Source organism: Microbacterium sp. oral taxon 186 str. F0373, from assembly GCF_000411455.1.
Taxonomy (GTDB): Bacteria; Actinomycetota; Actinomycetes; order Actinomycetales; family Microbacteriaceae; genus Microbacterium.
Genome location: NZ_KE150458.1, coordinates 983,260 through 992,492, shown reverse-complemented (window position 1 = coordinate 992,492; position 9,233 = coordinate 983,260). Strand labels below are relative to the sequence as shown.

The 9,233-nt window shown below is 69.2% G+C and carries 15 protein-coding genes; 10 read left to right on the top strand and 5 right to left on the bottom strand.

The window, feature by feature from the left end:
* Positions 1 to 107 precede the first annotated feature (107 nt).
* Positions 108 to 764, bottom strand: coding sequence for an FMN-dependent NADH-azoreductase (locus tag HMPREF1529_RS14930; protein WP_016465397.1), 657 nt, complete (start codon positions 762 to 764; stop codon positions 108 to 110).
* A 78-nt stretch (positions 765 to 842) separates the two neighbouring features.
* Here HMPREF1529_RS14930 and HMPREF1529_RS14925 point away from each other — a divergent pair, with 78 nt between their 5' ends.
* Entirely contained in the window at positions 843 to 1,199 is a 357-nt protein-coding gene (locus HMPREF1529_RS14925; RefSeq protein WP_016465396.1) for a winged helix-turn-helix transcriptional regulator, read from the top strand.
* A gap of 32 nt (positions 1,200 to 1,231) precedes the next feature.
* Here the strand turns inward: HMPREF1529_RS14925 and HMPREF1529_RS14920 are convergent, their stop codons facing one another.
* Complete coding sequence (locus tag HMPREF1529_RS14920) at positions 1,232 to 1,933, bottom strand: TetR/AcrR family transcriptional regulator (protein ID WP_036283607.1); 702 nt, start codon at positions 1,931 to 1,933, stop codon at positions 1,232 to 1,234.
* Positions 1,934 to 2,020: 87 nt separating this feature from the next.
* Between HMPREF1529_RS14920 and HMPREF1529_RS14915 the strand changes: the two genes are divergently transcribed.
* The 3 genes from HMPREF1529_RS14915 (at position 2,021) to HMPREF1529_RS14905 (ending at position 3,947) form a co-directional block, all read left to right on the top strand.
* Entirely contained in the window at positions 2,021 to 2,857 is an 837-nt protein-coding gene (locus tag HMPREF1529_RS14915) for an SDR family oxidoreductase (RefSeq protein ID WP_016465394.1), read from the top strand.
* 72 nt (positions 2,858 to 2,929) lie between these two features.
* Positions 2,930 to 3,463 (top strand): GNAT family N-acetyltransferase, encoded by a 534-nt coding sequence (locus HMPREF1529_RS14910; RefSeq protein ID WP_016465393.1) that lies wholly within the window; start codon positions 2,930 to 2,932, stop codon positions 3,461 to 3,463.
* Positions 3,438 to 3,947: a ClbS/DfsB family four-helix bundle protein gene (locus HMPREF1529_RS14905; protein ID WP_016465392.1), complete on the top strand. Its 510-nt coding sequence runs from the start codon at positions 3,438 to 3,440 to the stop codon at positions 3,945 to 3,947. The genes HMPREF1529_RS14910 and HMPREF1529_RS14905 overlap by 26 nt, the downstream gene beginning before the upstream one ends.
* A gap of 48 nt (positions 3,948 to 3,995) precedes the next feature.
* Here HMPREF1529_RS14905 and HMPREF1529_RS14900 read toward each other — a convergent pair whose 3' ends face one another.
* Positions 3,996 to 4,598, bottom strand: a complete 603-nt coding sequence (locus tag HMPREF1529_RS14900) for an HD domain-containing protein (protein WP_016465391.1) — start codon at positions 4,596 to 4,598, stop codon at positions 3,996 to 3,998.
* 201 nt (positions 4,599 to 4,799) lie between these two features.
* Between HMPREF1529_RS14900 and msrB the strand changes: the two genes are divergently transcribed.
* From msrB to HMPREF1529_RS14885, 3 genes are read left to right on the top strand one after another with little or no spacing between them, the layout of a single operon-like run.
* The gene (gene msrB / locus HMPREF1529_RS14895; RefSeq protein ID WP_016465390.1) at positions 4,800 to 5,279 is read left to right on the top strand and encodes a peptide-methionine (R)-S-oxide reductase MsrB; all 480 of its coding nucleotides are present in this window, start codon (positions 4,800 to 4,802) and stop codon (positions 5,277 to 5,279) included.
* Positions 5,276 to 5,824: a peptide-methionine (S)-S-oxide reductase MsrA gene (gene msrA, locus HMPREF1529_RS14890; protein WP_016465389.1), complete on the top strand. Its 549-nt coding sequence runs from the start codon at positions 5,276 to 5,278 to the stop codon at positions 5,822 to 5,824. The genes msrB and msrA overlap by 4 nt, the downstream gene beginning before the upstream one ends.
* A 60-nt stretch (positions 5,825 to 5,884) precedes the next feature.
* Positions 5,885 to 6,349, top strand: a complete 465-nt coding sequence (locus HMPREF1529_RS14885) for a hypothetical protein (RefSeq protein ID WP_005049017.1) — start codon at positions 5,885 to 5,887, stop codon at positions 6,347 to 6,349.
* Here the strand turns inward: HMPREF1529_RS14885 and HMPREF1529_RS16215 are convergent.
* Positions 6,315 to 6,479: a hypothetical protein gene (locus tag HMPREF1529_RS16215; RefSeq protein WP_005049019.1), complete on the bottom strand. Its 165-nt coding sequence runs from the start codon at positions 6,477 to 6,479 to the stop codon at positions 6,315 to 6,317. The two genes, HMPREF1529_RS14885 and HMPREF1529_RS16215, sit on opposite strands and share 35 nt — an antisense overlap.
* A gap of 151 nt (positions 6,480 to 6,630) precedes the next feature.
* On the opposite strand from HMPREF1529_RS16215, the gene HMPREF1529_RS14875 reads away from it, so the two are divergent.
* Genes HMPREF1529_RS14875 through HMPREF1529_RS14865 form a run of 3 tightly spaced genes read left to right on the top strand, consistent with a single transcriptional unit; the run spans position 6,631 to position 8,692 of the window.
* Positions 6,631 to 7,056, top strand: coding sequence for a hypothetical protein (locus HMPREF1529_RS14875; RefSeq protein WP_005049021.1), 426 nt, complete (start codon positions 6,631 to 6,633; stop codon positions 7,054 to 7,056).
* Between the two features lie 45 nt (positions 7,057 to 7,101).
* The gene (locus tag HMPREF1529_RS14870) at positions 7,102 to 7,488 is read left to right on the top strand and encodes a hypothetical protein (protein WP_016465388.1); all 387 of its coding nucleotides are present in this window, start codon (positions 7,102 to 7,104) and stop codon (positions 7,486 to 7,488) included.
* 4 nt (positions 7,489 to 7,492) lie between these two features.
* On the top strand, positions 7,493 to 8,692 hold the full coding sequence (locus tag HMPREF1529_RS14865; RefSeq protein ID WP_016465387.1) for a cation:proton antiporter: 1,200 nt from the start codon (positions 7,493 to 7,495) through the stop codon (positions 8,690 to 8,692).
* Between the two features lie 9 nt (positions 8,693 to 8,701).
* Here HMPREF1529_RS14865 and nrdI read toward each other — a convergent pair whose 3' ends face one another.
* Positions 8,702 to 9,142: a class Ib ribonucleoside-diphosphate reductase assembly flavoprotein NrdI gene (nrdI, locus tag HMPREF1529_RS14860; protein WP_005049028.1), complete on the bottom strand. Its 441-nt coding sequence runs from the start codon at positions 9,140 to 9,142 to the stop codon at positions 8,702 to 8,704.
* Positions 9,143 to 9,233: the final 91 nt, after the last annotated feature.

The window sequence follows — 9,233 nt, the reverse complement described above, 5'->3', positions numbered from 1 at the left end:
CGCCTGCCGACAGATCTTTCCGGCGCTGACCTGCCCCGTGACATCGCTGCCCGGCGAGGGTGGGGCCGCGCACCCGACGGCCCCCACCCCGCGCCTCCACGCCGCCGTCAGGCGGCCGAGGAGCGCCTCGTCGCGGCCACCTCGCGCCCGTACGCCACGGCGTCGGTTTCCGCCTTGGCCTTGAGGGCCGCGGCGGCATCCGTGAACGCGTCCAGGGCCGGGTTCACACCGACGAGCGTGAACGGGCGCTCGACGACGCGCAGATCGAGTCCCCACACGTCGGCGAGCACGCGGCGCAGCCACGCCGTGGAGTGATCCCAGCCTTCTTTCGGCGTTCCCGGCGCGTAGTTGCCGCCGAGCACCGTGACGAGGGTCGCGGGCTTTCCCCGCAGTGCGGTTCCCTGAGGATCGATACGCGGGTCGGTGTACGCCAGGTCGAACCACGTCTTGACGTGCTGCGAGATGCCGTAGTTGTAGAGGGGAATCGCGAAGAGCAGCGCTTCGGCGCCGATGAGCTCATCCGCCAGCGTCGCCGCGAGCGCTCGCGCCTCGCGCTGCCGCTCGGTGCGCTCGTCGTCGCCGACGAATCCTGCGGTGACGGCATCCGCCCACGCGGTCGCCGGGATCGGGTCGGCGGCGAGATCGCGTCGCGTGACGACCGAATCGGGGTGGGCGGTAAGCCACTCACGCTCGACCAGGTCGGCGAGCGACCTGCTGGCACTCGTGGCGGGCAGAATGCTGGCATCCAGACGGAACAGCGACATATCACTCCGATCGTAAAATGAGAGTTGCTAGGAAAAACGAAGCGACTAGCGAGAATGTAGCACGACTAGGATGGGCTGATGGACGACGCAACGGGCGATGGCGAGCACGGGGCGTGCGACGCTGCGGTGACGCTCGCCTTCTCGGTGCTCGGCAAACGGTGGAACGGAATGATCCTGTCGTCTCTGGGGGCGGGAGTGACGACGTTCGTCGGACTGCGCCGGGCAGTATCGGGCATCAGCGACGCGGTGCTCTCCGACCGTTTGACGGAACTCGCTGGGGCGGGGCTCGCCGTGCGCACCGTCGACCCCGGCCCGCCCATCTCGGTCTCGTACGAACTGACCGACGCGGGTCGCCGCCTGCTGCCCGTGCTCGACGATCTCGGCGCCTGGGCTCGCGACAGCCTGACTCCGGCCGGGGCGAGCGACGACCGGTAGGCGAGGGCCCTGAGCGGGACCGCGCCCGAGATCTACGCGTCGTGGTGCGGGTGATCGGAGGCCGACGCCTGCGCCAATCCGCTGAGGATGACCTCGATCGCGAAGTCGCGTCGAGATTGGGCATCGGCGCCGGTCAACGCGGTCGCGAGCGCCGCCACGCGAGGGAACTGCTGAGCGCCGGCGCTCTCATATACCGACCTCGCCGCGGCTCGGTAGCGGTCGGCGCGCGCCAGACGGCGCCGCCCGGTGCCCTCAACGGCCGTGGCTGCCGCGAACTGCGCGATCAGGTCGATCGCTAACGCCGCTGCATGGGGATCCAGCCCCCCGAGCTCCATCAGCGCGAGCTCGTGCTCCGCCAGTCGCAGCGCACCGAGGTGCGTGGGGATCGACCCCAACGCCACCGCGCCGAGGCCCGGATAGGACTCGAGCGTGGTGATCGTGCTCGTGATGGTGGCGGCCAATGCGCCTCGCCAGTCGCCCTCCGCTGCTTCGACCAGCGGCACCTCGGCGTAGGCGGCGTCGAGTGCGTACTCGAGCAGCACATCGCGGTTGTCGAAGTACGCGTAGAGCGACGCAGCTCCGGTATCCACTGACTTTGCGACATCTCGCAAGGTCACCGCCTCAACACCGCGCTCGCGGATGAGCGCCATCGTCGCATCGAGGATCGACTGCCGCGACAGAGGCGTTTTCGCGGGTCGGCTCCGCCGCGAGGTGGGCTCCGCGCGTGATCGCATGCACCGAGCGTAGCGGCTTGACGCGATCGACGTTCTAGACGAACATTGTTCGCGAACGCTGTTCGTAAATGAGAAGGATGGGACGCGATGACGGTTGTGGTCGTAGGTGCAAGCGGTGCGGTCGGGGGAGCGGTGCTCGCGGGGTTGTGGGAGCGGGGAGTGGACGTGCGGGCGACGAGTCGTCATCCTGAGAAGCTGGCTGTGCCGCGGGGCGTGTCGGTGGTCGCCGCCGACGTGAACGATTCGGCGTCGCTCCGCGCCGCCTTGACCGGCGCGGAGCGTCTCTTCCTCTATGCGGATGTCGATGATCCCGAGGCCGTCGCTCTCGACGTGGCACGGTCGGGCGTGCGGCATGTCGTGCTGCTGTCGTCCTCATCCGTCACGTCTCCGGACGCGGAGGGCGATTTCAACGCCTCGAGGTTTCTGCGTGTCGAGCAGGCGGTTCGCGGATCGGGCGTGGACTACACCTTCGTGCGTCCGGGCGGGTTTGCGAGCAATGCCGCGCGGTGGAGGTGGAGCATCAAGGTGGACGGCATCGTGGCCTTGCCCTACCCGGACGCCGTGCAAGCGCCGGTTCATGAGGCGGACATCGCAGATGTCGCTGTCGCGGCACTCACGGGCGACTCCCTGATCGGGGCCACGCCCGTGCTGACGGGGCCCGCGCGGCTCAGTCTGCGGGAGCAAGTCGCCGCGATCGGTGCCGAGATCGGTCGACACCTCGTTGTCGTCGAACAGACCGAAGCCGAAGCGGCTGCGCTGTTGTCGCGCCATGTGCCGGAAGTATGGGTCCGTCAGATCATCAAAGACTGGCGCGAAGCCGTCGGCGCCGTGCCGGACATCTCTGGCGAATACACCCGCATCACCGGTCGCCGTGCCCGCTCCTTCCGGGCATGGGCCCGCGATCATGTCGACCTCTTCCGCTGAGCAGCCGCCCCTCGTGATCACGCGGTGAGAACATGGGCCAGAATCTGATGGAGAGCGTGCAGCAGCTGCTCGGTGGATGATCGAAAGGCTTTCTTGCTCTGGACTCTCGCGCTCACCCCGTTCGATGACGCCGACGCCGACCGCCTGCGTCGCGCCCAGCGGGAGGAGCTCGACGCGCGCTACGGGTCCGACGATCACGAACCGGGCGTCGCGCCATCGGCGGGCGACGTGCCGGTCTTCCTCGTCGCGCGCGACGAACACGGCAGCCCGATCGCCTGCGGCGGACTGCGCCCGCTGTCGGACGACGTGCTCGGTCCCGGAGTCGTGGAGATCAAGCGCATGTACGCGGCGCCGTCGGCGCGTGGGACAGGGGTCGCCACCGCGATCCTGCGCGGTCTGGAGGAGGAGGCGCGACGTCTCGGAGCACAGCGCATCGTCCTCGAGACCGGTACGGCGCAGCCCGATGCGATGCGCTTCTACCGGCGTGAGGGGTACGAGCCCATCCCGCTCTTCGGCGCGTACATCGGCTCCGAGGTGTCTGTGTGCTTCGGTCAGGATCTCACGGGACGCGGAGGACGACGTGACGGTTCCGACGACCAAGGCTGAGCTGCTGGAGGCGGTCGTCGATGGGTACGAGAGGCTCGCGCGCGACCTGGATCGCGTCCCAGCGGAACGGGCTCGAGATCTGACGATGCCGGGCCACGTCGCCGACACGATGATGAGCCCGGCCGATCTGGTCGCCTACCTCATCGGTTGGAACGAGCTCGTTCTGCGGTGGCATCGTCAGGGCGATGCCGGCATGGAGCCCTCCCTCCCGGCAGAGGGCTTCGCGTGGAATCATCTGGGACAGCTCGCGCATCGGTTCTACGCCGACTGCTCGACACTGTCGTGGGAGGAGCTGTTGATCCGATTCGAGAAGGCGAACCACGATATCGTCGCGCTGATCCGCAGACTCAGCGATGGCGATCTCTACGGAGCGAACTGGTACGGAACGTACACGGCCGGGCGGATGATCCAGCTCAATACGTCGTCGCCGTACGCCAATGCGCGCCGGCGGATCCGCGCCTGGCTGCGCGAGAACGGGCTCTGACCTGATGCACTCCGCGGCACCCGATCAGAGCTCGCCGCGATGCCGCGCTTACAGCCGCTCGAGCGGGTTGGCCGCCAGTTTCGCGACGACACCGCCCTCGACGAGGCGCCGGGCGGCGGTGTCGGGCTTGCGTGTGGCTTGGTCGACGACGCAGGCGCCGAACTCCGCGGCGAGCGCTCCCCGGGGATAGACCGCGAGCACCTCGCGGTGAAACGCTTCGGGAAGCGCCTCCGGCCTGGCACCCGAGATGTCGAGCCCCGTCGCGACCTCCAGGAGGTAGCCCTCGGCATCCATCGCGGGATCGACCCGCGGCCAGTTGTGACGCACGATCACATCGAGCACGCGGGCGCGACGCTCCGCGGGCCATCCCGCGCCCACCGTGAGTGCGACACCGACGTGACCGCCGGCGTGCTCGTACGAGATCGTGTGGTTGTCGAACGCGGTCACGGTGCCGATGTCGTGCAGCACCGCGGCGACATACAGTAGCTCGTGATCGACATCCGCGATGCCGTCGACGCGCGCGAAGGCTTCGGCCCAGATCCACGAGCGCAGCGCGTGCGCGGTGAGGGCGGGTGACTGGTATTGCCGGGCGAGCTCGAGTGCACCCCGCGCGGCGAGGGTGTCGGGCGCGCGGAAGTCCGTGAGGTGCATGCCTTCAGTTTCGCGATCGCGGCACCGGGGGCGGATGCCGTGAGCAGCCGAGCCTCGTCGCATTCCTGCCAATGCCGCTCACAGTCGAAAGACCCCGACAGCACAACTCACAGCCGGCACCCAGCCTCATGGGACCAAAACCGGCGCATCCTCTGTTGGAACCAGTGACGCCGCAGCCAGCGGTGTCGCAGAGGAGACACCATGTCGAAGGACTACCGCAAGACCCCCGAGGCGCTCAGTCGCCTCACCGAGCAGCAGTACGCCGTGACGCAGGACGACGGCACCGAGCCGCCGTTTCGCAACGCCTACTGGGATCTGCACGAGGACGGCATCTACGTCGATGTCGTCTCGGGACAGCCGCTGTTCTCGTCGAGCGACAAGTTCGACAGCGGCACCGGCTGGCCGAGCTTCACCCGCCCGATCGATCCGGATGCCGTGGTCACGACCACCGATCGGACGCTCTGGATGACACGCACCGAGGTGCGCTCCTCCGGCGCGGACAGCCACCTCGGTCACGTCTTCGACGACGGCCCGCGCGCCGAGGGCGGACTGCGCTACTGCATGAACTCGGCGTCGCTGCGCTTCGTGCCCGTCGATGAGCTCGCAGACCAGGGTTACGGTGAGTATCTCGGCCTTTTCCCCACCCCCGACAGCCCCACTTCCGAGGAGGATGCAGCATGACCAGCGGACCCAGCGACACCGGAGCGATCACCCAGCCGGCCGGCACCGAGACCGCGATTCTCGCGGGCGGCTGCTTCTGGGGAATGGAGGATCTGATCCGTCGCCAGCCCGGAGTGATCAGCACCCGCGTGGGGTACACGGGAGGTCAGAACGACCATGCGACCTACCGCAATCACCCCGGTCACGCCGAGGCGGTCGAGATCGTGTTCGACCCGAGCGCGACCACCTACCGTGACATCCTGGCGTTCTTCTTCCAGATCCACGACCCGTCGACGCTGAACCGCCAGGGCAACGACATCGGTACGAGCTACCGTTCGGCCATCTTCCCCGTCACGCCCGAGCAGGAGCGCGTCGCTCGTGACACCATCGCCGACGTCGACGCCTCCGGCCTGTGGCCGGCTCCCGCCGTCACCACGATCGAGCCCCTTGGATCGTTCTGGGAGGCGGAGCCCGAGCATCAGGACTACCTGCTGCGCTATCCGAACGGCTACACCTGCCACTTCCCGCGAGCGGGTTGGGTGCTGCCGTCCCGCGCTGACGCCTGATCGACGGTCCGTGCGCCTCGAAGCTGTGAGCCGCACATCTTCGGGGCGTACCGTCAGGCCATGAGTACACCGAGCACGACCACGACCTCGTCCGCCAGCGCCCCCCTCGGCCTCGGATCGGTGCTGGTCGGTTCTCTGCCGTCCGCGCTGATGACTGCCGACGCCCCCGCCCGCTACACCGTCGAGGCGGTGTTCACTCGGCGCCCGCAGCGTGAGGAGATCGCCGAGATCCTCGGCGATGAGACGCGGGAGACCCTCGTCCGTGAGGGGTATCCCACGGTCGAGCTCACGGTCTCCGACCGTCGGCTGGAGATCGCGAACACCACTCTCGAAGAGCTCCGCGACGGCCTGGGCAGCGTGCTCGCCGAACGTCTCGCCGCCATCAGTGACCACGCGCACGAGCGTCGCGATGCGGCCGCGCGGCGCGACGAGAAGACGGCGGAGAGCGAGCGCGAGCGAGCCGCGGCCGTCGTCGCCCTCGCCGCCTCGGTCAGCTTCGGGGCCGGCGCGAACGCTGCCGGATGATGCCGAAGACGATCGTGCCGATGAACAGCACGATGCCGATGATGGCGAGCCACAGCAGGCCCGGGAAGGCGAAGCCGACGATGGACAGTACTGCCCAGGCGACGAGCAGGATGATGAGTACGGTCCACATGGTCCCGACCCTACGCGCCTTTCCCGCCCGGCGGGCCGGATCGTGCGGACCGGCGCCCGAGAGGCGCGGTCAGCACTCCCACAGGCCGCTGTGAGATGGTGGGGACATGCTCCACTGCGGTGATGGCATACCGACCTGAAGGGACGGTGCCATGCCTGCCTGGTGGGAAGAGATGGTGCACATCGTGACCGGTCGTGTCAGCCGACACGACGATCTGCCCGATCTGCGGGGGCTCGCGACGCGTCGGGTCGCGCTCGAGAAGACGCATTTCCTGGTCAACGACCGCGAGCGGCGCGGTGATGAGCGGCGCACCTACGTCATGCGCCACGTCGCACCGACCCGGCACGACGTCGCTTCGGTCGCCGTCTCCTCCAACGGGCGAGGTGTCGGCTCACTGCCGCACGAGGTCGCCGTCTCGGTCGCACCGATCCTGCACCGCCTCGGAGGCGCCGCTCTCATCAACGGCGTCGGGTCCCGACCGGGAAGCCTCCGGCTGTGGGTGGATCTGCCGACTTCGACGGCGCTCGCCGACTTCGCCGTGCACCGCGACGGGAAACGTCGCGCGCACGACTCATGACGCGTCGCACCCGGCTCTGACGCTGCCGCGGAGCACAATGTCCTCATGGCCGACCCGATCTGGAAGAACGACCCCGACGAGCACGACTTCCCCGCGGCGGAGGACTATCTCCGCCTGATCGCCGCCCCTGAGCGCGCAGGTTCTCTCGTCGCCGCTCTGCGGACAAGGGCGACGGTGACGAAGAAGGCGAAGGACATCCTCCGTGCGGCGGGTCTGCCGATTCTCCCCACGGACAACCCGCACGTCGCCGACGATCTCCGCAAGGTCCGTGCGGGAAAGCCGTTGTCGCCCGTGCTTATCGTGCACGGGGACCTCACGCGCGGTCTTCCCGCACAGATCGCCGACGGCTATCACCGGGTTTGCGCGAGTTGGTATCTCGACGAGAACACCGAGATCCCGTGCCGCATCGTCGGTCCCGACGCCGCGGCGTGAGCGCATGACCCTGGAGACGCTCGCGCTCGTCGGCGCGGTCGCGTTGCTCGGCCCCCTCCTGTCAGCGGGCACGCGATGGCGCGTGCCGGTCGTGATCGGCGAGCTCGTCGCCGGCATGATCATCGGTGCGTCGGGCCTGCATCTGGTCGACACCACCGACGCCACGTTCAGCTTTCTGGCGACGCTCGGATTCGGTCTCACGATGTTCGTCGCGGGGACGCATGTGCCTCTGCGTGACGCCCGTCTGCGGCCCGCCCTCGGCCGCGGCGCGCTGCACGCGATCGTCGTCGGCATCGCTGCGGCCTGTGCGGGGTGGGCCCTCGCCGCTGTCTTCGACACGGGCCACGCTGCCATCTACGCCGTCGTGATGGCCTCCTCCTCCGCCGCGCTCGTGCTGCCGGCCGTGCAGCAGACGCGCCTGGGCGGTGCGCAGCTCCTGCCCACGATCGCGCAGGTCGCGATCGCCGACACCGCCTGCATCGTCGCGTTGCCGCTGGCGATGGATCCCGCGCGCGCACCGGTCGCCGCCGTCGGTGCGCTCGGGATCGCCGCCGTCGCTTCGCTGCTCGCCCTCGCCCTGAGGTGGGCGGATCGTGGCGACCGGTGGAAGCGTCTGCGCGAGACGAGCAAAGCGCATGAGCTTGCGATCGAGTTGCGCGTCAGCCTGATCCTCGTCTGCAGCCTCGGCGCGCTCGCGACGGTGTCGCACGTTTCCGTGCTGCTGGCCGGGTTCGCCGGGGGCCTGGCTGTTGCCAGCGCCGGCGAGCCGCGGCGGCTCGCGCGCCAGCTGTTCGCGGTGACGGAGGGGTTCCTGTCGCCGCTCTACTTCGTGTGGCTGGGATCGTCGCTCTCGCTGGGCAGTCTCCTGGCGTCGCCGTCGTACCTCCTGCTCGGACTGCTGCTCGGCGTCGGTGCACTGATCGCGCACCTCGTCGGCGCGCTGATGCACCAGCATCCACTGTGGGCCGTCATCGCGGCGGCGCAACTCGGCGTTCCCATCGCCGCAGCGACGATCGGCGCCGAGACGGGCGCGCTCGCCGCGGGGGAGCAGGCTGCGCTCGTGCTCGGCGCGATCATCACCATTGGAGCCCTCGCGGCCGCCGCCGCGGTCGCGTCGGGCCGCGCGTCGTTCTCGCCGACGGGAACGCAGGCAGCGGGCGCCGCGCCCGGGTCGGTGACGCGCTCGGGGCGCCCGCCGACCTGATCGGCTGGTTCAACCTGCGTTGCGGACCTCGTCCAGCGCGGCATCCAGCGTCGCAAGGATGGCCGCGCACCGCTCCACATCCTCGCGGGTGCCGGCCAGCTCGAACTCGAACAGGACGGGGCGCCCCGACGTCTGTGACAGCTGCCGCGCGGCGGCCTGATAGTAGTCGCCGAAGTTGCGGTTGCCCGATCCGATGATCCCGACCATTCGTCGTCGCGTCATGGGCGAGCGCAGGAACGCCCGCACGCCGGCGGGCAGGGTGACCTCGTCGGCGTTGCCGGCCTTGTACGACGGCGTGAGCAGGACCCAGGGGCCGCTCGGCTCGCCGCGCCTCACGTCGGAGCGGGCGAGATTGAGCACCCGCCGACCGTCGATCCGCGCGAGAGCCTCCGCGAACCGGCCGGTGAGGTTCGACGAGGAGGAGTAGTAGTACACGGGGATCTTCCGCATGTCGACAGTCTGATCGGATGCCGCCGCGTCCGCTCGCCGCATCGGCGTGACAAACCCTCGGCGGCGGCGGCATCCACGTCGCTTGTGTGGT

Excerpts from the sequence above, each read along its gene's own strand:
- HMPREF1529_RS14930 (WP_016465397.1), bottom strand. The coding sequence starts at position 764 with ATGTCGCTGTTCCGTCTGGATGCCAGCATTCTGCCCGCCACGAGTGCC.
- HMPREF1529_RS14925 (WP_016465396.1), top strand. The coding sequence starts at position 843 with ATGGACGACGCAACGGGCGATGGCGAGCACGGGGCGTGCGACGCTGCG.
- HMPREF1529_RS14920 (WP_036283607.1), bottom strand. The coding sequence starts at position 1,933 with ATGCGATCACGCGCGGAGCCCACCTCGCGGCGGAGCCGACCCGCGAAA.
- HMPREF1529_RS14915 (WP_016465394.1), top strand. The coding sequence starts at position 2,021 with ATGACGGTTGTGGTCGTAGGTGCAAGCGGTGCGGTCGGGGGAGCGGTG.
- HMPREF1529_RS14900 (WP_016465391.1), bottom strand. The coding sequence starts at position 4,598 with ATGCACCTCACGGACTTCCGCGCGCCCGACACCCTCGCCGCGCGGGGT.
- msrB (WP_016465390.1), top strand. The coding sequence starts at position 4,800 with ATGTCGAAGGACTACCGCAAGACCCCCGAGGCGCTCAGTCGCCTCACC.
- msrA (WP_016465389.1), top strand. The coding sequence starts at position 5,276 with ATGACCAGCGGACCCAGCGACACCGGAGCGATCACCCAGCCGGCCGGC.
- HMPREF1529_RS14885 (WP_005049017.1), top strand. The coding sequence starts at position 5,885 with ATGAGTACACCGAGCACGACCACGACCTCGTCCGCCAGCGCCCCCCTC.
- HMPREF1529_RS16215 (WP_005049019.1), bottom strand. The coding sequence starts at position 6,479 with ATGTGGACCGTACTCATCATCCTGCTCGTCGCCTGGGCAGTACTGTCC.
- HMPREF1529_RS14875 (WP_005049021.1), top strand. The coding sequence starts at position 6,631 with ATGCCTGCCTGGTGGGAAGAGATGGTGCACATCGTGACCGGTCGTGTC.
- HMPREF1529_RS14870 (WP_016465388.1), top strand. The coding sequence starts at position 7,102 with ATGGCCGACCCGATCTGGAAGAACGACCCCGACGAGCACGACTTCCCC.
- HMPREF1529_RS14865 (WP_016465387.1), top strand. The coding sequence starts at position 7,493 with ATGACCCTGGAGACGCTCGCGCTCGTCGGCGCGGTCGCGTTGCTCGGC.
- nrdI (WP_005049028.1), bottom strand. The coding sequence starts at position 9,142 with ATGCGGAAGATCCCCGTGTACTACTACTCCTCCTCGTCGAACCTCACC.